We start from the raw sequence: 25,334 nt of genomic DNA, 5'->3' as shown, positions 1-25,334 counted from the left end.
AAAGACTCCTCCTCCCCAACTTCTCCTATAAAAAGAGGTAATCATATGGCAAAAATTGTTGAGTGTATTCCAAACTTCTCTGAAGGACGCAATCAAGCTGTGATCGACGGATTAGCAGCAACAGCAAAAAGTATTCCAGGTGTCACTTTACTAGACTACTCGTCTGACGCCAGTCACAACCGCAGCGTCTTTACACTCGTTGGGGATGAAGAAAGCATTCAAGAAGTGGCTTTCCAATTGGTGAAATACGCTTCTGAAAACATTGATATGACCAAGCACGAAGGCGAACACCCTCGTATGGGGGCAACAGACGTTTGTCCATTCGTTCCCGTTAAAGATATCACTACAGCTGAATGCGTTGAGATTGCTAACAAAGTAGCCGAACGCATCAATCGTGAATTAGGTATTCCAATCTTCCTTTATGAAGATGCTGCAACTCGCCCAGAACGGAAGAACTTGGCGAAAGTGCGTAAAGGACAATTTGAAGGAATGCCAGAAAAATTGTTGGAAGAAGACTGGAAGCCAGACTACGGTGAACGCAAGATTCACCCAACTGCAGGGGTTACAGCTGTCGGTGTCCGTATGCCACTCGTTGCCTTCAATATCAACCTTGATACAGACGATCTAGAGATTGCCAATAAGATTTCTAAAATCATTCGTGGATCAAGCGGTGGATACAAATACTGTAAAGCGATCGGTGTCATGCTAGAAGATCGCAACATCGCCCAAGTCTCCATCAATATGGTCAACTTGGAACAATTCCCATTGTATCGTGTTGTGGAAACCGTTCGTTTCGAAGCGCAACGCTATGGTGTTCGCATCATCGGAACAGAACTCATTGGACTGGCTCCTGCTAAGGCTTTGATCGACTCTGCTGAATACTACTTACAATTAGAAGACTTTGACTACAGCAAACAAGTCTTGGAAAATCACTTGTTGGGTTAGAAAGGGAGTTCTATGAAACTAGTTGACTTAAGTATTACGGAGTTTGCCAAAGTTCTTGGTTCAGATGCTCCAGCTCCAGGTGGTGGTTCTGCTGCTGCTCTATCTGCTGCGAATGGGATTTCCCTTACAAAAATGGTCTGTGAACTGACCATTGGAAAGAAAAAATACGCAGAATTTGAAGACCACATCAAAGGGGTTCATGAAAAAAGCGCTCAACTCCAAGACCAATTACTAGAAGCCATCGATAAAGATACAGAAGCTTTCAACGTCGTATCAGCTGTCTTTGATCTTCCAAAAGAAACGGAAGAAGAGAAAGCCGCTCGTCGTGAAGCCATGCAAAAAGCTTTGAAACACGCGACAGTATCTCCTTTCTCTATGATGGAGCTCATCGTTGAGGCTCTTGAAACCACCAAAGAAGCTGTTGGCAAGTCCAACACCAATGCGGCTAGTGACCTAGGGGTAGCTGCTCTGAATCTTAAAGCTGGCCTTCAAGGTGCTTGGCTCAATGTCTTGATCAACATTTCAGGAATCAAGGACCAAGACTTCGTCCAAGAATACCATAGCAAGGGACTCGAACTCCTCCAAACCGGTTCTGATCTTGCAGATAACATTTACCAAACCATTTTAGAAAGTCTATCTTAAACCTAGCAAATAAAAATAAAGAAAGAAGGGATTCTATGGTTTTATCGGATATTGAAATCGCCAATTCTGTCCAAATGAAGCCCATCACCGATATCGCTGCTGAACTTGGATTGACCGAAGACGATATTTCGCTCTACGGAAAATACAAGGCAAAAATTGATAGCAACCAACTGGAACAACTCAAGGATAAGGAAGATGGAAAGCTAATCCTCGTGACAGCCATCTCACCAACACCTGCTGGAGAAGGAAAGACAACCACCTCTGTTGGCTTGGTCGATGCTCTTTCAGCTATTGGTGAAAAAGCCGTCATTGCCCTGCGCGAACCTTCTCTTGGCCCTGTTTTTGGGATCAAGGGTGGAGCTGCCGGTGGCGGGTACGCCCAAGTGGTTCCAATGGAAGATATCAACCTTCACTTTACCGGAGACTTCCATGCCATTGGGATTGCCAACAACTTGCTTGCAGCCTTGATTGACAACCATATCCATCACGGCAATGAGTTGGGCATCGATTCTCGTCGCATCACCTGGAAACGGGTGGTCGATATGAACGACCGTCAACTCCGTCATATTGTCGATGGTCTTCAAGGAAAAACAAACGGGGTTCCTCGTGAAGATGGCTTTGACATCACCGTGGCTTCTGAAATCATGGCTATTCTCTGTCTCTCAGAAAATATCCTTGACCTCAAAGAACGCCTCGATCGCATCATTATTGGGTACAACTACCAAGGACAACCAGTCACAGCTAAAGACCTCAAGGCTGGAGGTGCTATGGCAGCCGTCCTCAAAGATGCCATCCATCCAAACTTGGTACAAACCTTAGAACATACTCCTGCTATCATCCACGGCGGACCTTTTGCCAATATTGCTCATGGCTGTAACAGTGTGCTGGCTACTAAACTAGCTCTCAAATATGCAGACTATGTTGTGACAGAAGCTGGTTTTGGAGCAGACTTAGGTGCTGAAAAATTCATTGATATCAAGTGCCGCATTGCCGGACTCAAACCTGCTGCCGTAGTCCTCGTCGCAACCATCCGAGCCCTCAAGATGCATGGTGGAGTTGCCAAAGCAGACTTGGCTACCGAAAATGTCCAAGCCGTTATCGATGGACTACCAAACCTAGACAAACACTTGGCCAACATTCAAGAAGTCTATGGTCTACCAGTGGTCGTTGCCATTAACAAATTCCCACTGGATACAGAAGCAGAGCTAGAAGCTGTCTATGAATCTTGTAAGAAACGCCATGTAGATGTGGTCATTTCAGATGTCTGGGCACATGGTGGAGCTGGTGGTCGTGACTTGGCTGAAAAAGTCATTCAACTGGCTCAAGAAGAAAACCACTTCTCTTATGTCTATGACGAAGAAGACAGCATTGAAACAAAATTGACCAAGATCGTCACAAAAGTCTATGGTGGTAAAGGCATCAGCTTAACACCAGCGGCCAAACGCGAACTCAAAGAATTGGAAGCTCTTGGCTTCTCAAACTACCCAATCTGTATGGCCAAAACCCAATATTCCTTCTCAGACGATGCGAAGAAGATGGGAGCACCAAAAGATTTCACAGTTAAAATCAGTAACCTTAAGGTGGCTGCCGGAGCTGGCTTCATCGTAGCTCTCACTGGTACCATTATGACCATGCCTGGCCTACCTAAAGTTCCTGCCAGTGAAAAGATTGATATCGATGCCCACGGCAATATCACTGGTCTCTTTTAAGAAAGAAGGCGTCCTATGGTGACTCTCCTTCATCTTACCCCCGCAGATTATCAAATTTCTACCTGGTCCGGTGGCCAAACCACCCAACTCTTTCTCTCCCCAGAGGGAGGAAGCTATCCAGATCGGACCTTTGACTTCCGCCTCTCTACTGCAACGGTAGAGGTTGAAAAAAGTAACTTTACCGATCTCACGGGCTACCACCGAATCTTGATGCCCTTGAATGCCTCCATTCGACTCAACCATCAACAGAAAGAAGTGGTTTTGAACCCCTTTCAAAGCTACTTCTTTGATGGGGGAGATCCTGTATCTAGCCAAGGGACTTGTCAAGACTTTAATTTGATTTACAAACCTTCTTATCAGGGGCATATGAGTGCTATATCCCCAAAAGAGAGTGTCAAAAGTCAGAGTCGCTATCAATTGATCTACGCTCTCTGTCCACTAACACTCGAATGGGGAAACAATCATTCTCAAACTCTCCAAACTCACGAGCTCCTGGTGATCGAACAAGCATCTCCTCTTCAAGAGATGACAATCACGTTTTTACCCCATCAGTCTGGGGAGCAACCGATTGCTATCTGGACTGGACTACAATAATGTTCACAAAGGAGAAACATTATGAACGGAGCACATAAACAGTCGATTGAGGAACAAGAAAAAGCGAAATTCAGCTTTAGCGGTGCCACTCTTTACGGTATCAACGCCGTAATCGGATCTGGTATCTTCCTCCTTCCTCAAAAAATTTATTCTGGCCTCGGACCAGCTTCTCTAGCTGTCATGTTCGGGGTTGCCATTCTCGTCATGCTACTATCAGCCTGTCTGGCTGAAACAGCTGGCTACTTCGACAAAAACGGTGGAGCCATGCAATACTCAAAAGCCGCTTTCGGAGACTTCGTTGGCTTTAACGTTGGGATTCTCGGTTGGGCCGTTACTGTTATCGCTTGGGCTGCCATGTTAGCCGGATTTGCTAAGATCTTCATCATCACCTTCCCAGCATTTGAAGGCTACAACCTTCCGATCAGTATCGGTATGCTGATTCTCTTGAGTCTGATGAACATTGCCGGTCTGAAAACCTCTAAGATGTTTACTCTGACAGCTACTGTTGCAAAATTAATTCCAATTGTCCTCTTCTCACTCTTTGCCATCTTCTTCATTCCCGGTGGCGTGAGCAAGGGCAACTTCACACCTTTCCTTCAATTGGAAAGTGGAACAAACCTCTTCAGTTCTATTTCTAGTACAGCCGTCTACATCTTCTACGGTTTCATCGGATTTGAAACCATGTCTATCGTTGCAGGGGAAATGCGCAACCCTGAAAAGAACGTTCCCCGCGCTATTCTAGGTTCTATCAGTATTGTATCTGTTCTCTACATGTTGATCATCGCAGGAACAATCGCCATGCTTGGTGGTCGCATTATGCAAACTGGTGCACCAGTACAAGACGCATTTGTCGAAATGATTGGCCCTATCGGAGCTCCACTCGTTTCTTACGGAGCCCTCATTTCAATCGCCGGTCTAAACATCGGTGAATCCATCATGGTCCCTCGTTTTGGTGCCGCATTAGCAACTGAAAAACTCTTGCCAGAAGGGCTTGGAAAAACAAACTCTAAGAATGCCCCTGTCATTGCCATTATCATTTCTGGTATCTTCGCCTTCTTACTCTTGTTATCTGGCTCTTTCGAAACATTAGCAACCTTCAGTGTTGTCTTCCGTTTCTTCCAATACATTCCAACTGCTTTGGCAGCCATCAAACTCAGAAAAATGTACCCAGACAAAAAGGTTACCTTCCGAGTACCATTTGGTCCTGTTATCCCAGTTCTAGCTGTTGTGATCAGTATCTTGATGATTGCAGGGGACAACATGATGAACTTTGTTTGGGGTGCCATCGGTCTCGTGATCGCAAGTGGACTCTACTTTGTTTTCCACGGCGATAAACTACATAAATCGAAAACCCTTCCTCACTAATTTTCTTTACACACTAGATGGGAACAGAGACGGGAGTGAAGCTCGGTTTTGCTCCCTAACCCATCTAGGACTCCACGAATGTCAAACCTGAGCCCTTTTCTCTATGACTCCTTTCAATTTTTTTAGATCAATAGACAATGGGCCCATGTTTGGTATTCAAACCGAAGTAAACAACACTACTTCCACAGAACAACTATTCATAATCGGAGGTTTTATATGACTCAATTGATTCATTTAGATGGTAATAGCTTAACACTCGAAGAAGTCATCGCTGTCGCTCGGCACGGTGCCCAATGTGAGCTTGATGAACAAGCCAAAGAAGCCGTTATCGCATCCCGTAAAATCGTTGATGACATTGTCCGGGAAAAACGAGTCGTCTATGGTGTAACCACTGGCTTTGGTTCCCTCTGTAATGTCAGCATCTCTCCAGAAGATACTGTTCAACTGCAAGAAAACCTGATCCGAACTCACTCATCTGGCTTCGGTGATCCACTTCCTGAAGATGCTGTTCGTGCCATCATGCTGATCCGTATCAACTCACTCTTGAAAGGTTATTCTGGCATTCGTCTGTCAACCGTTGAAAAACTGTTAGAATTGCTCAACAAAGGAGTCACTCCTTATATCCCTGAAAAAGGCTCTCTCGGAGCTTCTGGAGACCTTGCTCCTCTTTCTCATATGGTTTTACCAATGTTGGGCCTTGGACGTGCCTACTACAAAGGAGAACTTCTCAGTGGTCAAGAAGCCTTAGATCGTGCTGGAATTGAAAAGATCCAATTAGCTGCCAAAGAAGGGCTTGCCTTGATCAATGGTACGACTGTCCTAACCGGTATCGGTGCTCTTGCGACTTATGATGGTATCCAATTGCTCAAACTCTCTGATATCGCTGGTGCTCTCTCAATGGAAGTTCACAATGGAATTACCAGTCCATTCGAAGAAGACCTTCATTCCATCCGCCCACAAAGTGGACAATTGGCAACTGCTCGCAACATCCGTAACCTTCTTGAAGGAAGTAAGAATACCACTGTTGCGACTCAACAACGGGTACAAGATCCTTATACACTTCGCTGTATCCCTCAAATACATGGAGCCAGCAAGGATTCTATTGCTTACGTAAAAGAAAAAGTTGAAATCGAAATCAACTCTGTCACAGATAACCCAATCATTACCAAAGAAGGACACGTCATCTCAGGAGGTAACTTCCACGGTGAACCAATGGCGCAACCATTTGACTTCTTAGGCATTGCCCTTTCTGAAATTGGGAACGTATCTGAACGTCGGGTGGAACGCTTGGTCAACAGCCAACTCAGTAAATTACCATCCTTCTTAGTCAAACACCCTGGACTCAACTCAGGCTTCATGATTACCCAGTATGCTTGTGCATCCCTTGCATCGGAAAATAAAATCTTGGCTCACCCTGCTAGTGTCGATTCTATTCCATCTTGTGAAAACCAAGAAGATTTCGTCAGCATGGGAACGACTGCCGCTCGTAAAGCAGCAGAAATTCTTAAAAACTCACGTCGCATCGTTGCTACTGAAATCATGGCAGCTTGCCAAGCCTTGGATCTCAAGCCAGAAAATCATGAACTTGGTAAAGGGACAAAACCAGCTTATGAGCTGATTCGTCAAAAACTGAACTTCATTGAATTTGACAAAGATATCGAAATCTTTGAAGAACTTAATAAAGCATCTGCTGTTGTCGAAAGCGAAGAATTCTTAGCAACCATCGAAAAAGCAGTTGACTTAAGCATTCAATACTGATACAGTAAGAATAAAGCAAAACAGAGGCTGGCGATCTTCTCAGCCTCTGCCTGCTTTCAGAAAAATAAGGGAGGCGACAAGCTTGCTCACAAACTACTATCCAATGACCTACAGCTACTACCAAGGTAGCATCGAGGACAATCCCTACACGGCCAAATGGGGAATGGTCACCAAATTTTTAGACCTAAACGACGAGACCCTCACTCCATTTGAGGGGATGACCTTTGGGATCATCGGCTTTAAGAGCGACAAAGGAGTCTATATCAATAATGGGCGTGTAGGAGCAGTCGAGGGTCCTACAGCCATCCGTTCTCAAATCGCTAAACTTCCATGGCACTGGGGAACCAATGTGACAGTGTATGATGTGGGAAATATTGACGGGCCTAACCATTCACTAGAAGAACTCCAAGAAAGTCTCTCACAAGCGATCCAGCGCATGTACCAACTAGGGATCCAACCCATTGTCCTAGGAGGCGGTCACGGAACTGCTTACGGCCACTATCTAGGGATTCAATCCAGTTTAGAAAAAGATGAACAACTGGCTGTGATCAATCTGGATGCCCACTTTGATTTGCGACCTTACGACCAAACCGGTCCCAACTCTGGAACAGGTTTTCGTCAAATGGCTGATCATGCGAAAGAAAAAGGTCAGGACTTCCCTTACCTCATCCTGGGGATCCAAGAGCACAATAATAACCTCTTCCTCTTTAATTACGTTGCTAAAACACCAAGCATTGATTTTTTAACTGGCCAAGATCTCTTCCAGATGAGCCACCAAGCCATTCTGGATCGAATCGATCAATTTTTAGAAAACCAAACCGCGATCTATCTGTCTATTGATATGGATTGCTTTGCGGTCGGCTCTGCTCCTGGTGTTAGCGCCATCCAATCGCTTGGTGTCGATCCTAAACTAGCCCTCCTGCTTCTCCAACACATTGCTGCTAGTGGTAAGCTAATCGGATTTGATGTCGTGGAAGTTTCTCCTCCTCATGATATTGACAACCATACTTCAAACCTTGCTGCGACCTTTATCTTTTACTTGACCCAAATATTGGCGCAACAAAAACTGAACTAAGAAGATTTCTACACACATAAAAAGCATAGAAACACCCATTGCTAGGGTATTTCTATGCTTTTTCTTCGTTTTCAGGCACAATGATCTTTGCCTGAAAGGAGAACAGGCCACTTAGCCCTCTCTTATGATTTAGGCAAGAGCCACTACAGGTCTTTTAATTTTTTAAGAAAATGACGATCTCTGTAGGGATTCAAGTGTTGCTCTGCCACCTTCTTGTAGTAATTCTTATCTTCTTTCAAGAAGGTGCTCAGGGCAGGAGCGAGCTCTTCTCCTTTCTCCTTTTGATCAGATAAGAAAGCTAATAGATAATGAACCATCCCCTTATCCCGTGAATTAGCAGATGGTTTCATCGTCCTTTCTTTTCGAGCCAGATAAGCCGCAACCTTTTCTTGATCTCCTTGCTGACAAGCAATTAAGGATTGGTAAAATTCGAGCAATTCTTCCTTCCAAGGGAAGCGAACACTGGACAAAATCTTCTGAGCTCTGTCAAAACAGCGGCGAGCTTGGATCAAATCTCCCTTCCAATAATAGGCGATCCCAAGATCAATATCAAAGACGACACGGACGGAATCAACAGCTTGATCTCCCACCAAACGCAGAACCTCTTCTAAGTGGGTGACAGCTACTTGGAAATGGCCCCTAATTTGCTCGATTTCAGCGAGATAGGCCAAAGAAGCCGCAATTTGAATGGCATACTTGGCCTGCATGCTATTGGTCAAACTAAAGCAATCAATGGAGCGATACAGATGCCGGGTTGCCTGCTCCTCATCCCCAACCATCAGGTGATACAAGCCCTTCAAACGCAACTGGATCGCGATGACCTCATGATTATTAGCTTGGATGGCATCTTCCAAAGCTAAATCTGTATAATAGGCCATCTCAGAGATATTTTCCGTTTGAATGCAATAATAAATGATTTGCCGATAACCCTCTAAGAGGAAGTCGGATTGCTTGAGTTCCCGCGCATAGGAGATGACTTTTTGGATATCATGAATCCCCTTTTGATACTCCCCACTTCGAATAAAATAGCGACCTTCTAAGTACAAGTAACGCAGTTGTAAATGCTTGTATTCTCTATCTCTTTGGTGCCTTGAAAAGAGGTTATCTAATTCTTGGCGAATGCAGGATAGCTCTCCAAAAATGTCCAAATGGCTATTTGTACCATCTGATAGGAACCCCTCATCTACCTTGGAATAAATCGGAAACAGCTCATGCTCCAGCTGAAGGATTTCTTCTAAATAGGTCAACTCAAAAGATATGGAACGCAAAAGATTTTGGGATTGCTTGTATTGGTAGGCAATTTCCTTATAAAGAAGAAGGTCCGTCGAATCTTCTAAGCTTTCTTCCAATTTTTGCGCAATTTGTTGGTGGAAGAGCCGCCGTCTAGCTGGCGAAAGAAGATGGTAACAATACATGGCCACCAATTGCTTGCAAAATTGAACCAAGAGAGCCTCGCCTTCTTCTACGATTGAGACGATCGCTCTTTCAGATAAAGGCTCGATTAATTCTGTCAAAACAGGAAGCTCTGTAGCCGTCAATTCTGCCAAGATAGACAGGGAGATTGGCTTATGAAAACAAGATAAGTAGTGAAGAAGGGCCTCTTCCTCACTGCTCATATCCCCAAGCTCCTGAGAAAGATAGGCTTGAATGATATCAGGCAAGGGTTCTAAATTTTCATTTTCTTTCCACTCTTCGATATAGCTGGACAGCAAGAACGGACTGCCTTCACTCCATTCGACCATCTGCTCCATCACTGCCGGCTCTATTGCTCCCAGTTCCCCTTTCAAGAGAGCACGACTTTCACTTGGATCAAAATTGGTCAACTCTAGTTGAGACAACCGTTTCTCTACCTTCAAGCTCCCCAAGAAGTTGACGAAGGAAGCTGGCAGAGGCTCTTCCGCTGTAAAAATCAGTTGCCATTTCTCCTGGTTTCTTCTCTCCTCTAGTTGTTTCACTTTTTCTAGAGACACTGCATCGATCCACTGGGCATTTTCAAGCAGAATCAGGAGCGGTTTTTCTTTGCTCAGGACCTGAAGCTGATTCCATACCGAAATGAGATCATCCTCCTCTTCCAGAAGGGAAATCCCCATCTCATCCCCCAGTTTCTCTAGCGCTTGTCTGAGATCATTCCAGCTGCTTTCTTCGTAGCGTTGACTAGTAGCTCTTCCTTCTACCTTAATAAAATTAAAACTGCGATTGGACATCAAGACCAACTGCCGTAAGAGACGTTTCTTGCCTGTTCCAGATTGCCCCATCACGAGAAAAGGACCAACCGCTTCACCCGTCTCGACTAAAGAGAGGTATTCCTCGAGTTGTGAGAGTTCTTGTTTCCGACCAAAAAAGGGAAGTTCATGGATATTTAAGCGATGACTCAGTTTATGAGTTCGTTTGGCTTCCAAAACCGAGTGATAAAGTTCCTCAATTGCTCGACTGGGACGCACACTGAGCTCGCGATCCAATAAATCGACTAGCTTATAATAGGTTTCAAAAAATTTTCCTAGCTGATGATGGAAGCTATAATACTCCATCAAGAGCTGGTAGTTTTTCTCTTCAAATTCATCCAGCTCTACCAAATGATGGAGCAAGAGTTCTATACTAGGATCTGCAAAACCGACCTGCTCAATTTTTTGATAGCAACTTTCGACATAGAGCTTCCTATAAGCATCTCGTTTGCGAGAAGCCCACTGGTCAAAGTCTTCATCATCCTTGACATAGAAGCCCTCTAGAAAGTCTCCCCGATAAAGATCCAAGGCACTTAGTGGATCTCTTTCAAAGAGCTGAACATCCAAAGAAAGACTCAACTCAGGATTAAGAGCCAAACTACTTCTGCTTGGTGAGACAATGATATCTCCTTCAAAGATTTTATTGGCTTGGTAAACCGTATTCCGTAAGTTTTTGCGAGCTACTTGGTTTTCCTTATCTCCCCAAAGGATACCGGCGATTTCATCACGGTTGACTTGGCCCATGACCGCTAAATAATAAAGCAAGGCCTCCATCTTCGAAAAAGAAAACCGAATATCTTTCTGATTGAAAACAACCTTAGGGGGTCCAAATAACTTTAACGTGAGATCTTTCTTCATTGCAAGCGCCTCCAAAAACTTCATATTAATACTATAAAAAAAAAGTTGGCTTTTAGCAAGTGATTTAACCAAATAAAAAGAGACTGAGAAATTTTCTTTCTCAATCTCTACACTTCCTACTAAAAGTGTTGATTAATTCACTTCAAAATTCGGTTGATGATCAAATAACGCCTTTGTTGCTTGGTAGACGTGGTAAGCGACATCTTCATTGTTCATGGTGTAAAGGTGGACTCCAGCCACATCTTGAGTAACCAAATCAACGATTTGATCGACTGCATAAGCCAAGCCAGCTGCGCGAAGAGACTTTGGATCATGCTCATACTTGTCTAAAATCGCTTTAAACTTCCGTGGAATATGAACATTTTCACAAGTCTTAAGGAGACGAAGGGCCTGATTACGATTGAGAATCGGCATCACTCCTGCATGAATGGGAACATCGATCCCAGCCAAGGTACACTTATCTTGAAAATCATAGAAACGCTCATTGTCAAAGAAAAGTTGAGTGACCAAACTAGAGCATCCTGCATCTACCTTCTTTTTAAGATTTTGAATATCTGAAATTTGGTTGGGCGAATCCGGATGTCCCTCAGGATAGCAGGCACCAATTACCTCAAAATGGGGCGCTTCTGTTTTGATAAATTCAATCAGATCCGTTGCATAACGAAAGTCTTTTAGAGGTTCCACACCAGGGATAATATCCCCACGCAGAGCCAAGATCCGATGAACCCCGACTTCATCTAACTCATTAAGAGTATCCGCCACTTTTTCCTTGCTCAAATAGACTGCTGGCAAGTGAGCAATTGTCGGAATAGACAATTCATTTTGAATGTAATTGGCTAAAGCAACCGTCGTCTCTTTGATATTGTATTTATTATTGCTAGCGGTCACACTAATGAAGTGAGGGGCTAGCTCCTGCATATTTGCCAAGGCACGTAAGAGCTTGGCATTGCCTACTTCAGGATTTGGAGGAAAAACTTCAAATGACAGAGACGGTGTGTGTTGTGACATATTCTATCCTTTTCTTTTGTTTCTTTGATCAAGAACTCTGAGCCACTATTTCTAGGATAAGGGAACGATTCGAAAACCCTCTACACGATGATAGAAGGTCCTCGAAACAGTTCTTACAAGTGTTCACGCGCTTCTTTAGCAGCATTAACCAGTTTGATCAAGCTTTCTTTTGTTTCTTTAATTCCACGAGTCTTCAAACCACAGTCAGGGTTGATCCAAACTTTGCCACTTGGTACTTTTGCCAAGATTGCTTCAATAGTGTGATCAATTTCACCGTCTTGTGGGACACGTGGTGAGTGGATATCGTAAACCCCAGGTCCAACTTCTGTTTGGAAGTTTTTCGCTTTCAACTCATCCAAGATTTCAAGGTTTGAACGGCTAGCCTCAAATGAGATAACGTCCGCATCCAAGTTGTCGATAGCTGGGATAATATCTGTAAATTCTGAGTAACACATGTGAGTGTGGATTTGTGTGTCTGGTGCGACAGTTGAGTGTACCAAACGGAAGGCTGGAATCGCCCAGTCAAGGTAGTCTTCATACCAGTCACTACGACGGAGTGGCAATTTTTCACGAAGAGCAGCCTCGTCGATTTGGATGATCTTCACGCCTGCAGCTTCAAGGTCAAGAACTTCATCCTTGATGGCAAGAGCGATTTGAAGAGTAGAATCCTTGATAGAGATATCTTCACGTGGGAATGACCAGTTAAGGATGGTAACAGGTCCAGTCAACATCCCTTTAACCGGTTTGTCTGTACGGCTTTGTGCGTAGCTAGACCATTTCACAGTGATTGGGTTAAGACGAGTCACATCACCCCAGATGATTGGTGGTTTCACCCCGCGCATACCGTATGATTGTACCCAACCGTTTTTAGAGAAGAGGTAACCAGACAAGTTTTGACCGAAGTACTCAACCATGTCGTTCCGCTCAAATTCACCGTGTACAAGTACGTCAAATCCAACTTCTTCTTGCCATTTGATCCATTCGTCGATCGTTTCAGCAAGGAAGGCATCGTATTCTTCTTGTGTCAATTCACCCTTACGGAAGGCCAAACGTTTAGCACGAACTTCCTTAGTTTGAGGGAATGAACCGATGGTAGTTGTTGGAAGTGCTGGAAGCTTGAAGGCTTCTTTTTGGATTTCTTCACGTTCTGCGAAAGCTGGCAAACGAGTGTAGTCTGCTTCTGTCAAAGCTGCGATGCGAGCATGAAGTTCAGCATTTGCTCCAACGCGTTCTGTTGCAAAGAGTTCTTTGTTAGCAGCAAGAGCTTCTGCACCTTGACCGTTACGGATGGCATCCAAGTCACGCAATTCACCCAATTTTTCAACTGCAAAGGCGAAGTGGTTCAAAATAGCTGGTTCAAAATCTTCGTTAGCCGTTGTAAATGGCACATGAAGAAGGGAGCAAGAAGTCGTCAAGACAACCTTTTCAGCTGGAACTTGATCCAAGATTTCCAAGCTCTTTTCATAGTTGTTGCGCCAGATGTTCTTCCCATTGACAATACCTGCATAAAGAGTCTTATCAGCTGGGAAGCCACCTTTCACCAATTCAAGTGTTTTCTTGCCTTCAACAAAGTCAAGACCGATACCATCTACTGGCAAGTTTACAAGGTCATTGTAAACATCACGAACATCACCAAAGTAAGTTTGGATCAAGACTTCAAGACCTTTCTTATCAGCCAAGAGTTTGTTGTAGAGGTTCAAGAAGAGAGCTTTTTCTTCGGCTGTCAAGTCTTTAACAAGAGCTGGCTCATCGAGTTGAATACGAGTCGCACCAAGCTCAGCCAATTTGGCAAAGACTTCTTGGTAAGCAGCAACCAAGCTGTCGACGAAGTCTTCAGCTTTCACACCATCTTCAAAGTCAGATAATTGAAGGAAAGTGAATGGTCCAACGACTACTGGACGAGTGTTGATCCCCAATTCTTTAGCTTCTTGGTACTCATCAAAAATCTTGTGACCAGCCAATTTCACTTCTGTTGTTTTTTCAAATTTAGGAACGATGTAATGGTAGTTGGTGTTGAACCATTTTTTCATTGGAAGGGCACGCACATCCCCTTTTTCACCTTGGTAACCACGCGCCAAAGCGAAGTATTGTTCAAGGTCTGTCAAATCCAAGTTTTGAACAGATGCAGGCACGACGTTGAAAAGGAAGGCTGCATCAAGGAAATTGTCGTAGTGTGAGAAGTCATTTGAAGGAATCTCTGAGATGCCTTGTTCTTTAACAATGTTCCAGTGTTTAGCACGCAAGTCTTTAGCAGCTGCCAAGAGCTCGTCTGCTGAGATTTCTTTTCTAAAGTATTTTTCAGTTGTAAATTTTAATTCACGGAATTCACCCAAACGTGGGAAACCGATAATTGTAGTTGACATGTTGTGTCCTCCAAAAATTCTAATTGACACTATCATATCAGAAGATAGCCGTCTTGTATAATTGCTTTTACACGAATTTTGATATAGCCAAAAACTATAACACAGATTTAATGGGCCTTGAGAGCAGAAATCAAAATCAAAAACTAGGACTTCTTATAAATATTTCCTATAACCCAAGCATCCCCAAAACCATTTTTGAGCGGATTTTGAGCGGATTCCGCTAGAAGAACAGCCCCTAAAAAGCAAAGCAGGCCTTCTCTATCGAGAAAGACCTGCTTCTACGAGGAAGTAATTTCCTCTATTTTTTCATTTGCTTCATTAGGCTAATTTAACACAGAAGGCATCCCAAGGGGCCAACTTGCCTGATTCGAGGACTTGTTCTACCTTGGTATTGGCAATGAGAACCTCTTCAACCCCATTGACGAGCGGTAACTCTTGCTCTTGACTGGAGAGATTGACAACCACCAAATAGGCTTGCTCTCCTTCTACCCGCTTGTAGGCAAAAACCTTGTCTGCTGCGTCCACCAATTCATAATCAGCGGTCACAAGCCAAGGGTACTCTTTTCTCAAAGCAATGAGGGCTTGGTAGGTATAGAAAATAGAGTCTGGATCTGCTAGGGCAGCCTCTACATTGATCTCTTTGTAGTTTGGGTTGATCGCAAGCCATGGACGACCTGTCGTAAAGCCAGCTTCTGCTTCATCATTCCACTGCATCGGTGTCCGGGCATTGTCCCGACCAATATGGCGGATTTGATCCATGATCACTTCGAGCGGAACCCCTTTTTCTAAGGCTTCATGGGCATAATTGATCGACTCGATATCTTCTACGTCCTCAAGGGTCTTAAATGGATAGTTGGTCATCCCGATTTCTTCGCCTTGATAGATATAAGGAGTTCCCTTCATCAAGTGAAGCAGAATCGCTAAAGCCTTGGCAGATTTGACACGATAGTCCCCATCATCCCCCCAAGTTGACACAATCCGTGGCAAATCATGGTTGTTCCAAAAGAGGGAATTCCAGCCTTCCTCTTCTCCTAATTCCGTCTGCCACTTAGTGAAAATTTCCTTCAATTTAGGTACATCCAATTCCTTCGCGTAGTGCCACTTTGGTTGACCCGGTTGGTATTGAAGGCCAATGTGTTCAAATTGGAAAACCATGGACAATTCTTGATTTTTCGGATTGGAGTATTGCTTGGCAATCTCTGGAGTCGCCCCCCAAGTTTCTCCCACCGTGAGCAGATCCTTATCACCAAAGGTCGCTTGATTCATTTCCTTCAAGTAAGGATGGAGCATGGGACCATTGCTGATGATTTCCTGATCTGGGATCTTACCGATCATATCGATCACATCCATACGGAAGCCACCAATTCCCTTATCAATCCAGAAATTCATCATGTCATAGATCTGATGACGGAGTTCCTCATTTTCCCAGTTGAGATCTGGTTGCTTCTTACTAAAGTTATGCAGGTAGTATTGACCTGAAGCTTCATCAAACTCCCAAGCAGAGCCACTAAAAGCAGAAATAATACCATTGGGCTCATCGCGCCAAATATAGAAATCCCGCTTTGGACTTTCTGGATGTTCACGCGCCTCGATAAACCAAGCATGCTCATCAGAGGTATGGTTGACCACCAAGTCCATGATAATTTTGATCTTGCGTTTATGACCTTCTGCGATCAATTCTTCCATATCTTCCATGGTACCAAAGATGGAGGCAATATCCTCGTAATCCGAGATGTCATAGCCGTTATCATCCATGGGACTCTTGTAGACTGGTGAGAGCCAGATGGCTGTAATCCCTAGCTTTTCCAGATAGTCTAGCTTGCTCGTGATCCCCTTGAGATCCCCGATGCCATCGCCATTACTATCCTTGAAACTTTTTGGATAAACTTGGTAAATTACGGCATTATGCCACCATTTTTGTTCCATTTTTTCTTCTCCTTTATGATTGTGAAATCATTTTCATCATACAAAAATAGGGGTGAAATTGCAAGAGTTTACAAGTATTCATTCTCTTCACTGGAATAAATCACTTCAAAGAGACGTTGGCGCAAGCCTTCCTCCAAAGGCGTGATGACCTTCATCAACTGTTTCCAATCCTTGGCTTTTGAACAAGCCGCAAATAATTCGTTTTTCCTATCGTAGGCCAGGTTGGCAGATTTTAAGAGCTCAAACATCCGATCTTCTTTGGCAATCGGATGCGATTGCAGCTCACCCATCGCAATTTCCTGACTTTGATTGTCCACTATGATAGGGGCTGTCTCAAAGGTATGGAGCAAGAAACGGTGCCGTCTCTTTTCAGGAAGCAAGGCAATCTCACCTGTTAAATCCAGCCTAATCTTTCTTTCATCCCAATCGACTGTTACGCGGGTTTCAACCTTGCTAGCTCCTTCTCCTTCGACGAGTACGAAAGAACGATTGTCACCTGGGAAGAGATGCCAGTCCAGCATTTCTGGAAGGTCCACTCCTGTCTGTGCTTGTGCATCCATAGGGATGATAGCTCCCGCACGTGCAAAGACTGGAATATCCTGGCTGGTCCTAAAGACCGTGAGCTTGCCTCTTCCTTCATACTTCCAATCATGGAAGAAATCATACCAAACGCCGTCTGGGAACCAAACGCTCACAGAAGCACTATGAAAGACCGGATCCAGCGCTTCGGTAATTGGCGCCACCATGAGTTCACTGCCAAAGAAATATTGATTCTTCGCTTCATAAGCCTCTTCTTCATTTGGGTAGTGGTAATAGAGGGGTTGAACCAAGGGTAGCCCTTCTTCGTGCGTCGCAACATTCATGGTGTAGAGATAAGGCAGTAAGCTATGGCGCAGGCGCAAATACTGCTTCATCAAGCAACAGGTCTCAGACGAGTAAAACCACGGTTCCTTGCTGTTAAAGGCATTACAAGAACTATGGAGACGATTGATCGGGCTAAAGACCCCAAACTGCAACCAGCGAAGCGACAAGTCTTCATCATAGTAGCCCCGCATATGGCCACCGATATCATGACTCCACCAGGTGTAGCCGATATTGGAAGCTGTGCTGGTAAAATAGGGTTGAAAGGCTAGGGATTCCCAAGTCACAATAGTGTCCCCTGAAAAACCAATCGGATACCGATGGCTACCAGGACCCCCATATCGTGATAAGATGAGTCCAGCTTGGCCTTTTCGGCAATTGTCTAGATAATGATAGTGATTTAACAACCAAAGGGGATCCATCTTGCCATGACTACCTTGCTGCCAATCAATCCACCAAAAGTCCACTCCTTGATCTTCCAAAGGATGGTGGACATCTTCGAAATAAGCTTCGCGAAAAGCTGGACTATAAAAATCAAAGCTAGCCGCTTCTTCTTTTTCCGCATCCAGTCCCAAGCGTTTTGCGACCATGGGATAAGCATCTTCGAAGGCGCGAATTCCATCTGCCGGATGGACATTTAAGGTCACCTTTAAACCACGCTCATGCAGGCCATTTAAGAAGGCAGCTGGATCAGGAATCAAATCCCGGTTCCAACTATAGCCAGTCCAACCACTTCCAAAGCGAGCAGGAATCGCCGTCTTGTGCCAGTCCATATCGATCACACTGACTGCAAGAGGCACCCCTTCTGCTTTGAACCGATCCATCAAATCTGTATACTCCTGACTGGTATAAGGCCAATAGCGACTCCACCAGTTTCCCAGAGCATAACGTGGCAAGAGTGGGGGCTGTCCTGTCAGATGGTAAAAATCTTTTAAGGCGCCTAGATAATCGCGCCCATAACCGAAGAAATACAGATCCACTTCTGGATAGGGCCGTGCTCTAAAACCGCTTTCGTCATCATACAAATAGGAAGCGGAATCGTCTAAAAGAGCATAACCGGCCTTGCTCAAGATCCCATCTTGCAACTCCATAGCCCCATCGACCTCGTCAAGCGTCCGACTGGTCCCCTTTAAGGTCTCCGGCTGATCTCCATAATGCCACCGGCTCCCATAGACTGCATACTGACCCTTGAGTTCGATAAAAAGCCGATCCGGGGCAAAAGGTCCCTTTTCAAAATGGAGGTGGAGATGCTCTGTATGAAGATCGAGAACAGCTTCTGTCTCTACGACCTCACAGGCAACAGGTCCAAAATCTCGATGTTGTACAACTTGCGTCTGACCATCTTCAAAAACACCATCTTCAGAGTATTCCAAGCGCACCAAAGATTCCGTTAATACGGATATCCGATAGTTTTCTCCCTCTATGACTGGTCCTGCCATTTGTCTGTCCTCCTCTTTTTATAGGGCATCTGACTCGCCCTCTTTTCATCTGCTTCGCTTCACTAGGTAAACGCTTACGATTTTACTATAGCACTCAAAAAAAGGCCTGTCAACACTTGACAGAGCCTTTCCTAAAATTTTATAAGATCAACTTCCCCAATTGATCAAGAGATACATGAGACTCGAGCCAAACATATCTGCCAAGGCATGCATGAGGAAAAATGGCAAGAGATTCTTGACGACCTTCTTGTACATGAAGTAATAAAAGAGTCCATAAATGACGCCAATCACAAGGGCCCAGAGAAGCCCTTGATAGGTGTGGAAAGAAAAACGGATCAGGGTTGAAAAGGCCAGCGCCTTCCACTTGTTCTTCTCACTCACCGAAGTCATTAAGCCCAAAAAGAAAAATTCTTCATAAAATCCATTGAGCAAACCATAAGCAATCGCCATGGGACTCAAAGCCATGAACTTATGGAGGATCTGCATGGGATCGATATAAGGCCAAAGACTCGGACTTAGGTAATTGTATTCACCCGAGACTGTTGAGATAACATCCCCAAAAAGTCCCATCGCTGCAAAGAGCAAAGGCACCCAGATCAAGGTGGACCACTTGAAGCGGATCGGCAATTGTTTAAAATCAAAGCGACGGAGTAGCAAGTAAAGAAGAGCTAGAGCCAGCAAGATCAACTGCAAGGTCATATTGCTGGAATAAGCAGCTCCTTCACTTGCAGTATTGCTACTGTTTGTGGCTACTGCAGTCTGCGCGACTGGCTGAAAACTGGCTAAAAACAGCTGGGTCGAGCGGACAATGAATTGCCCAAAGAGAATGGCCGTCACAATGCCAATATCAAACCATTTGAGCTCTTTTAAGGGCTGTTTGGGTCGTATTCTGTTAAAAAATATCATCTTTCATCCTTCTATTCCCACCATGGAAGTATTTTTGTTTCTCTTACTTTAGCAATCATTGCTTAAAGAAGAGTTAACCTAGAGAAAAAAACGACCTTTTGGCCGTTTTATTTTATATTGAAGACAACGTCATCTTAAAAACTTTCCTTAGGTGAGGACGGACGTCAGCGAACTTCTTTGAAGTTCCATGACTTAGTTTTGAACCTCTTCGCTTTTTAATTTATAGTCTCAAAACTCCCGAGTGTTTGAAACAATCATGTTTCAAACACTTTTCTCACAGCGGAAAGTTTCAGTATATTGTTGATTCATTTTAAAAATTAAAAATCATTTTTCTGCAGAATCACTTAACCTATTTTATTTAAAACATAGGTTATCAACATTCTGAAACAACTTTTCGGCCGTTTCCATTACACAATTAGTCTAACAAATCTTGGATTCTATCCAGATATTGGTTGTCCGTCACTGCCATCACGCGTACCTCCGCTGGCCATACAAAATCTGGTCCTAACTGGCTCCGCAGGGGCTGCTCTTCTGCATCTCGATAGCCAATGATATTGAGTTGATACTGGTCTCTGACCGCCAACTCTCGAATACTCTTTCCAACCCAGGCAGATGGAACGGTAAACTCAACCACGACCACCTCATCATCCAACTGGAAAACTTCAATCCGGTGTTGGAAAAGAATCATTTTAGCGAGGGACATGCCTGCTTCTACCTCCGGCAGGATGACCAGATCAGCCCCAATCTTTTCAAGAACTTCCTTGGTCACTTCATTCTTGACCTTGGCAATGACGTGCTCGACGCCAAGTGCCTTACAGTGCATGACCGCCAGGACACTTGATTCCAGATTTTCACCTGTTGCGATGACAACTGTGTCACAGTTCCCAATATCTGCCGCATCCAGGAGGTCCATTTCCGTAATGTCTCCAACAATTCCAGTTGTAATCATAGATTCATACTGGTTGATCACATCTTCATGATCGTCAATTGCAATGATATCCACATCCTGGTCCTGCAGAGTTTTTAAGACACTCTGTCCAAAAATCCCTAATCCCAGAATTCCAATGGTTCGATTTGCCATAAGTCTCTCCTATCCGATAATGATGTCTGCCTTGGCATATTGCAAGGCATCTGCTTTTTTGGCTTTGTAATTGTTCAAGCTGACCATAAGGGTCAAGGGGCCGATCCGACCGATAAACATGAGCACCATGATGATCCCCAGCCCTGCTCCATTTAAAGTCGAGGTCACATTGGCCGTTACGCCCACTGTCGCTAAAGCCGATACCACCTCAAAGACCAAGTACAGAAAACGTTGACCATCCGGCGTCACAAGACAAAGGCCAAAGAGCCCCAGGATAAAGGTCAACTGGAAAATCACTGCTGTGCCCAAAGAGCGTTGCACCAAGTCTGGTGCGATGGTACGCTTACCCAAATTGGTATGTGGTAATCCAAGTAATTCCTTGCGAGCCAAAAGAACTAAGACCAGGAATGTCGTAATTTTCATGCCCCCTGCTGTCCCACCAGGTGCGCCACCTAGAAACATCTGCAAGAGATAGATAAAAAGTGTCACTGGCCGAACTGCTGTATAATCTAAGGAGGCAAAACCGGCCGTCCGCATGCTGACAGTTTGGAAAAAGCTGACCAAGACCTTCTCTCCCAATGGCAGGGACCCAATGGTTGCCGGATTATTAAACTCGGTCAAGAGGCTGGTTACTGTCCCAAAGAGGAGAATCGCAGCTGTTAACCAGAGAACCACCTTGGTGTGAAAGCGAAGAGTCCGTCGTCCGGATTGGTTACGGGCCTTGGTGACCAGGTCAAACCAAACCATAAAGCCCAAACCCCCTGTAATAATAAGGGCAGACAAAGTCAGATTGACCAACCAATCGGTCTGGAAGCTCATCATACTATCGCCCCCAAAATTATCAAAGCCCGCATTACAAAAGGCGGAAACCGCGACAAAGATAGAGTTAAAGATTCCATGGCCCCAGCCGAAGCGAGGAATGAAGCGAATCATGAGGAACAAGGCTCCCAGTCCTTCGATGGTAAAGGTGGTAATGAAAATAGAGCGCACAAAACGGGTCAAGCTTTGATTATTGCTAAAGCTAAAGCTGTCCCGAATAGTCTGCCGGTCCTTGAAACTGAGCTTTTGGCGGCTTTCCATAAAGAAGAGACCAATAAAGGTCAAAATCCCTAGGCCTCCAATCTGAATCAAGAGCATACAAATCAATTGCCCCCAGCCATTATAGGTCGAAGCCACCGACTGGGTAAAGAGCCCTGTCACACAGACCATAGAGACCGCGGTAAAGAGGTGGTCGATGTAGCCTGCTGTTGAGCTTACTTGCTGGACAAAGGGCAAACTCAGTAAGAGAGAGCCCATCAGGATAACCAAGGCAAAGCTGAAAAAGATCCGCCTTGCTGGAGACAGACCTTTGATCTTGGACTGCCATCGTTTAAAATATGATTTGACTAACATAACTTCATTGTATCATAAAAAGAGAATAGACCTACAAGTAATGAACCATTTCTAGGCATAATTCTAAGGCCTTCTCAAAAGCTTCTGAGCCCCAGTCACGCTGGTCATAATGTTCCAGATCTGCTAGAGAATCTGCGGTAAATAGGAGCAAGCCCCAAACCGCCTCACGAAGCTGGGCCACTGCAGCAAGAGAGGCACATTCCATCTCCACCACACTACACCCTTCTTCGATGCGATAGGCCACCTTGTCAGGTGTCTCCCTATAAAAGCCATCGGTCGACCAGGTCATGACCTCTTGATAAGGAATGGACGCTTGTTTGAGAACTGCTTCAATAGCAGTCAGTGCGCGGCCGTCCACCTCTATATAACGCGAAGGCGCGACATAATGATAACTGGCTCCTTCATCTCGCAAGGCCTTGGTCGGGATTAAAAAAGCATTTTCTTCTATGTCCACCAAGACCCCGCAGCTACCGGCCGATATGATCTTCTTCACTCCATAGCCAATCAACCAATCCATGAATTGGGCGGCAGGGGCAGATCCAACTGGCGCCTGGGCCAAGCAGATCTCCTCTCCTTTGTACTCCATAACATAGACCGGATAGATCTTGGTAGCTGAGACAAAGCTAGCTACTTGTTTGGCTCCAACAGCTTCCGCAAAGCGATCAATCTCATCTTCCAAGAAAGCATACACACATTTTTCAGGTAGGTGCAGGTCTAACCCCTCATGGGTCGGCATAATGACTGCCTGTGGATTGTCATCAAACTCTAAAATGGGTATTTCATGTTTATGGATCATTCCTTCTCCTTTTTAACGGGTATTTCTTTAATGACACGGGCTGGATTTCCTCCAAGGACCACATTGTCTCCAAAGGATTTTGTGACCACTGCTCCTGCGCCAGCAACCACATTGTCACCCAGCGTGACACCAGGAAGGATGGTGACCCCTCCTCCTGCCCAGAAGTTATCTCCTATCGTAATCGGCGCCCCGTACTCGAGACCAGAATTGCGCTCGTCTGGATCCAGTGGGTGCAAGGGGGTCAAGAATTGGCAGTTAGGACCAATCATGGCATTCTTTCCAATCGTAATGGGACATACATCCAACATGGTCAAATTGTAATTGGCATAGAAATTTTCTCCCAGATGGATATTAACCCCATAATCTACAAGAACCTGGCGATTAAGATAGAGGTTTTCACCGGTTGAACCAAACCACTCTTTGATGATAGCTACCCCTTTTGGGGGATCCACCTCTTGGTTAAAGGCTTCTTGTTTCTCCCGAGAGGCTTGGGCCAAAGCCCGTAATTCAGGGTCAGCAGGTCTATAAAAATCACCCGCAATCATTTTTTCATATTCACTGGCCATAAGGAAACCTCCACGTTATTTTGACATATTATAGCAGAATTCCCCCTTTAAAACAAACGTCAGAATAAGGGTTTGCAAGAAAAAAGATCACAAACGCTTAAAAATAATTAAAAACACTTGCATTAGCTTAATAGATAATGTAAAATATAGGCAAGAACAGAAATAAGGAGCAAGCTCATGTATCAGGAACAGCGACTCGAAAAAATCCTAGAACTTTTAGAAGAGCGAAAACAACTATCGGCCAAAGAAATGGTCGACTACTTCAAGGTCTCAAAAGATACCATCCGTCGTGACTTCGCTCTCCTTAGCCAACGCCAGCTGGTTCGCAGGACACACGGTGGTCTCCTTCCCTTAAACAAAGAACCTGGCCCTTCTTATCTAGACCGCAGTCAAAAGGCCAACAAGGAAAAGACTGCCATGGCTCAAAAGGCCCTGCAATTGATCCAAGATGGACAAGTGATCTTTCTCGACGTTTCCACCTCGATGACCCTGCTTGCTGGCTTGCTTAATAAGGAAGTCACAGTCTATTCGCATTCCCTTGACAATGCCATCCAGCTCAGTAGCCATTCCCAGGTTGACTTTCATCTTTTAGGAGGGAAATTCTACCCTAAAAACCGCTTCTACTATGACGCGAATCAAGCACAAATACTGGACAATCTTCGCTTTGATCTCGCTTTTTTTGGAGCAAGTAGCTTAGCCAATGGCGAAGTCACCTTTGAAGATGCTGAAGACGTTACAGTCAAATCCCTCGTCTTTGAACGGGCTCGTACCAAGGTGCTGGTGGCAGAAAGCAGCAAGTTCTCCCAAAATGCCAACTACTATCTTGCTCGTCTCAAGCAATTTGATTATTGGATTACCGACCAAAAACCAAGCCCTGAAATCCTTAAACAAGTCGGCAACGAAACCACTATTCTCTATTAGGAGGTAATCTTTATGTCTCACATTCGTCTCATCATCAGCGATATCGATGGCACCATCTTAAATGACCACCATCAGATCGATCCACAGTTAGCATCATTGATCCCGGATTTAAAGCGTGAAAAGATTCCTTTCGTGCTGGCCTCTGCTCGCTCTCCAAAAGGGATGGCACCCATTGCCAAAGAGCTCGGCATAGAAGACTGTCCTATGGCCTGCTACAATGGAGCCTTGATCCAAAAAGGAGAGCAGGTTCTGTTTGAGCATCCCTTAGACAAGATTGAAGCCCGTCAATTTATTGATTGGGCCAACCAACACTTTCCTCAGGTTTCGATCAACCTCTATAGTGGAAAAGACTGGATGACCGATCATCTCGACCAATGGAGCCAAGAGGAGGCCCGGATTACAGGAGAAAAACCTATCATTCTTCCCCTATTGCATCCTTTACTGGATGCGACAAAGCCCCTCCACAAATTGCTCTTAATTGGGGAAGCAGAAGAGATCCAAGCCCTCTATCGTGCTATTTCTACCGACGACTTCCCTTCTACCGCCTTTTATCTCTCCAAAGCCAACTACCTAGAAGTCACGGCTAAGCACGTCTCTAAAGAGGATGCTCTGGTTGAACTCGCCAACCACTACCACTTGAGCTTAGAAGAAGTCCTCACCATGGGGGACAACTTCAACGACCTCCCTATGCTCAAAAAAGCAGGCATCGGTGTCGCTATGGGCAATGCTCCTCAAGAGGTGAAAGACGGAGCAGCAATCGTGACAAAGACCAATAATGAAAACGGGGCTGGGCAAGCGGTTGAAACCTATGTCCTGATTTAGAAACATAAATAAAGTGACTAGCTAGTATTTTTTACGACTAAAAAATATAGTAGAAATACTGATAAAATAAGGATTCCTGCAAATT

Annotated in this window: 19 protein-coding genes; 9 read left to right on the top strand and 10 right to left on the bottom strand. The window is 44.7% G+C overall.

What is annotated here, in order from left to right; translation table 11 throughout:
* The first annotated feature begins 45 nt into the window (after window positions 1–45).
* The 7 genes from ftcD (at window position 46) to hutG (ending at window position 8,088) form a co-directional block, all read left to right on the top strand.
* On the top strand, window positions 46–945 hold the full coding sequence (ftcD, locus tag ADH92_RS07330) for a glutamate formimidoyltransferase (RefSeq protein WP_003008641.1): 900 nt from the start codon (window positions 46–48) through the stop codon (window positions 943–945).
* Window positions 946–957: 12 nt separating this feature from the next.
* A complete protein-coding gene (locus tag ADH92_RS07325; RefSeq protein WP_023919035.1) occupies window positions 958–1,587 on the top strand; it encodes a cyclodeaminase/cyclohydrolase family protein in 630 nt (209 codons plus the stop codon).
* Between the two features lie 35 nt (window positions 1,588–1,622).
* The gene (locus tag ADH92_RS07320; RefSeq protein WP_049497965.1) at window positions 1,623–3,296 is read left to right on the top strand and encodes a formate--tetrahydrofolate ligase; all 1,674 of its coding nucleotides are present in this window, start codon (window positions 1,623–1,625) and stop codon (window positions 3,294–3,296) included.
* A gap of 15 nt (window positions 3,297–3,311) precedes the next feature.
* Window positions 3,312–3,890, top strand: coding sequence for a HutD/Ves family protein (locus ADH92_RS07315; RefSeq protein WP_031576515.1), 579 nt, complete (start codon window positions 3,312–3,314; stop codon window positions 3,888–3,890).
* Window positions 3,891–3,911: 21 nt separating this feature from the next.
* Window positions 3,912–5,255, top strand: coding sequence for an APC family permease (locus ADH92_RS07310; protein WP_031576513.1), 1,344 nt, complete (start codon window positions 3,912–3,914; stop codon window positions 5,253–5,255).
* Window positions 5,256–5,471: 216 nt separating this feature from the next.
* Entirely contained in the window at window positions 5,472–7,013 is a 1,542-nt protein-coding gene (gene hutH, locus ADH92_RS07305; RefSeq protein WP_031576511.1) for a histidine ammonia-lyase, read from the top strand.
* 82 nt (window positions 7,014–7,095) lie between these two features.
* Window positions 7,096–8,088: a formimidoylglutamase gene (hutG, locus tag ADH92_RS07300; protein ID WP_024054987.1), complete on the top strand. Its 993-nt coding sequence runs from the start codon at window positions 7,096–7,098 to the stop codon at window positions 8,086–8,088.
* 143 nt (window positions 8,089–8,231) lie between these two features.
* Here the strand turns inward: hutG and ADH92_RS07295 are convergent, their stop codons facing one another.
* The 10 genes from ADH92_RS07295 to ADH92_RS07250 form a co-directional block, all read right to left on the bottom strand.
* Window positions 8,232–11,168, bottom strand: a complete 2,937-nt coding sequence (locus tag ADH92_RS07295; protein ID WP_049497964.1) for an ATP-binding protein — start codon at window positions 11,166–11,168, stop codon at window positions 8,232–8,234.
* A gap of 132 nt (window positions 11,169–11,300) precedes the next feature.
* Entirely contained in the window at window positions 11,301–12,176 is an 876-nt protein-coding gene (metF, locus tag ADH92_RS07290) for a methylenetetrahydrofolate reductase [NAD(P)H] (protein WP_049497963.1), read from the bottom strand.
* 113 nt (window positions 12,177–12,289) lie between these two features.
* Window positions 12,290–14,539: a 5-methyltetrahydropteroyltriglutamate--homocysteine S-methyltransferase gene (gene metE / locus ADH92_RS07285; protein WP_049497962.1), complete on the bottom strand. Its 2,250-nt coding sequence runs from the start codon at window positions 14,537–14,539 to the stop codon at window positions 12,290–12,292.
* Between the two features lie 318 nt (window positions 14,540–14,857).
* The gene (locus tag ADH92_RS07280; protein WP_049497961.1) at window positions 14,858–16,465 is read right to left on the bottom strand and encodes an alpha-glucosidase; all 1,608 of its coding nucleotides are present in this window, start codon (window positions 16,463–16,465) and stop codon (window positions 14,858–14,860) included.
* A 68-nt stretch (window positions 16,466–16,533) separates the two neighbouring features.
* Entirely contained in the window at window positions 16,534–18,765 is a 2,232-nt protein-coding gene (locus ADH92_RS07275) for a glycoside hydrolase family 31 protein (RefSeq protein WP_049497960.1), read from the bottom strand.
* A gap of 147 nt (window positions 18,766–18,912) precedes the next feature.
* On the bottom strand, window positions 18,913–19,671 hold the full coding sequence (locus ADH92_RS07270) for a CPBP family intramembrane glutamic endopeptidase (RefSeq protein ID WP_049497959.1): 759 nt from the start codon (window positions 19,669–19,671) through the stop codon (window positions 18,913–18,915).
* A 415-nt stretch (window positions 19,672–20,086) separates the two neighbouring features.
* Complete coding sequence (locus tag ADH92_RS07265; protein ID WP_049490379.1) at window positions 20,087–20,752, bottom strand: potassium channel family protein; 666 nt, start codon at window positions 20,750–20,752, stop codon at window positions 20,087–20,089.
* Between the two features lie 9 nt (window positions 20,753–20,761).
* Entirely contained in the window at window positions 20,762–22,144 is a 1,383-nt protein-coding gene (locus tag ADH92_RS07260; protein WP_049497958.1) for a TrkH family potassium uptake protein, read from the bottom strand.
* Window positions 22,145–22,175: 31 nt separating this feature from the next.
* The gene (locus ADH92_RS07255; protein ID WP_049497957.1) at window positions 22,176–22,940 is read right to left on the bottom strand and encodes a nucleoside phosphorylase; all 765 of its coding nucleotides are present in this window, start codon (window positions 22,938–22,940) and stop codon (window positions 22,176–22,178) included.
* The gene (locus tag ADH92_RS07250; protein ID WP_049497956.1) at window positions 22,937–23,506 is read right to left on the bottom strand and encodes a sugar O-acetyltransferase; all 570 of its coding nucleotides are present in this window, start codon (window positions 23,504–23,506) and stop codon (window positions 22,937–22,939) included. Before ADH92_RS07250 ends, ADH92_RS07255 begins: the two co-directional genes overlap by 4 nt.
* A gap of 177 nt (window positions 23,507–23,683) precedes the next feature.
* Here ADH92_RS07250 and ADH92_RS07245 point away from each other — a divergent pair, with 177 nt between their 5' ends.
* On the top strand, window positions 23,684–24,427 hold the full coding sequence (locus ADH92_RS07245; protein ID WP_049497955.1) for a DeoR/GlpR family DNA-binding transcription regulator: 744 nt from the start codon (window positions 23,684–23,686) through the stop codon (window positions 24,425–24,427).
* Between the two features lie 12 nt (window positions 24,428–24,439).
* Entirely contained in the window at window positions 24,440–25,249 is an 810-nt protein-coding gene (locus ADH92_RS07240; protein ID WP_049497954.1) for a Cof-type HAD-IIB family hydrolase, read from the top strand.
* Window positions 25,250–25,334: the final 85 nt, after the last annotated feature.

Origin of the sequence: Streptococcus parasanguinis (assembly GCF_001073155.1) — a bacterium.
In the GTDB taxonomy this organism is placed as follows: Bacteria; Bacillota; Bacilli; order Lactobacillales; family Streptococcaceae; genus Streptococcus; species Streptococcus parasanguinis_D.
The sequence above is the reverse complement of the archived record's forward strand: the minus strand, read 5'-3'. Positions and strand labels throughout refer to the sequence as shown.

Excerpts from the sequence above, each read along its gene's own strand:
- ADH92_RS07275 (WP_049497960.1), bottom strand. The coding sequence starts at position 18,765 with ATGGCAGGACCAGTCATAGAGGGAGAAAACTATCGGATATCCGTATTA.
- ADH92_RS07310 (WP_031576513.1), top strand. The coding sequence starts at position 3,912 with ATGAACGGAGCACATAAACAGTCGATTGAGGAACAAGAAAAAGCGAAA.
- ADH92_RS07255 (WP_049497957.1), bottom strand. The coding sequence starts at position 22,940 with ATGATCCATAAACATGAAATACCCATTTTAGAGTTTGATGACAATCCA.
- ADH92_RS07280 (WP_049497961.1), bottom strand. The coding sequence starts at position 16,465 with ATGGAACAAAAATGGTGGCATAATGCCGTAATTTACCAAGTTTATCCA.
- ADH92_RS07320 (WP_049497965.1), top strand. The coding sequence starts at position 1,623 with ATGGTTTTATCGGATATTGAAATCGCCAATTCTGTCCAAATGAAGCCC.
- ADH92_RS07295 (WP_049497964.1), bottom strand. The coding sequence starts at position 11,168 with ATGAAGAAAGATCTCACGTTAAAGTTATTTGGACCCCCTAAGGTTGTT.
- ADH92_RS07315 (WP_031576515.1), top strand. The coding sequence starts at position 3,312 with ATGGTGACTCTCCTTCATCTTACCCCCGCAGATTATCAAATTTCTACC.
- ADH92_RS07265 (WP_049490379.1), bottom strand. The coding sequence starts at position 20,752 with ATGGCAAATCGAACCATTGGAATTCTGGGATTAGGGATTTTTGGACAG.
- ADH92_RS07240 (WP_049497954.1), top strand. The coding sequence starts at position 24,440 with ATGTCTCACATTCGTCTCATCATCAGCGATATCGATGGCACCATCTTA.
- ADH92_RS07260 (WP_049497958.1), bottom strand. The coding sequence starts at position 22,144 with ATGTTAGTCAAATCATATTTTAAACGATGGCAGTCCAAGATCAAAGGT.
- ADH92_RS07325 (WP_023919035.1), top strand. The coding sequence starts at position 958 with ATGAAACTAGTTGACTTAAGTATTACGGAGTTTGCCAAAGTTCTTGGT.
- ADH92_RS07270 (WP_049497959.1), bottom strand. The coding sequence starts at position 19,671 with ATGATATTTTTTAACAGAATACGACCCAAACAGCCCTTAAAAGAGCTC.
- ADH92_RS07245 (WP_049497955.1), top strand. The coding sequence starts at position 23,684 with ATGTATCAGGAACAGCGACTCGAAAAAATCCTAGAACTTTTAGAAGAG.
- metE (WP_049497962.1), bottom strand. The coding sequence starts at position 14,539 with ATGTCAACTACAATTATCGGTTTCCCACGTTTGGGTGAATTCCGTGAA.
- metF (WP_049497963.1), bottom strand. The coding sequence starts at position 12,176 with ATGTCACAACACACACCGTCTCTGTCATTTGAAGTTTTTCCTCCAAAT.
- ADH92_RS07250 (WP_049497956.1), bottom strand. The coding sequence starts at position 23,506 with ATGGCCAGTGAATATGAAAAAATGATTGCGGGTGATTTTTATAGACCT.
- ftcD (WP_003008641.1), top strand. The coding sequence starts at position 46 with ATGGCAAAAATTGTTGAGTGTATTCCAAACTTCTCTGAAGGACGCAAT.
- hutH (WP_031576511.1), top strand. The coding sequence starts at position 5,472 with ATGACTCAATTGATTCATTTAGATGGTAATAGCTTAACACTCGAAGAA.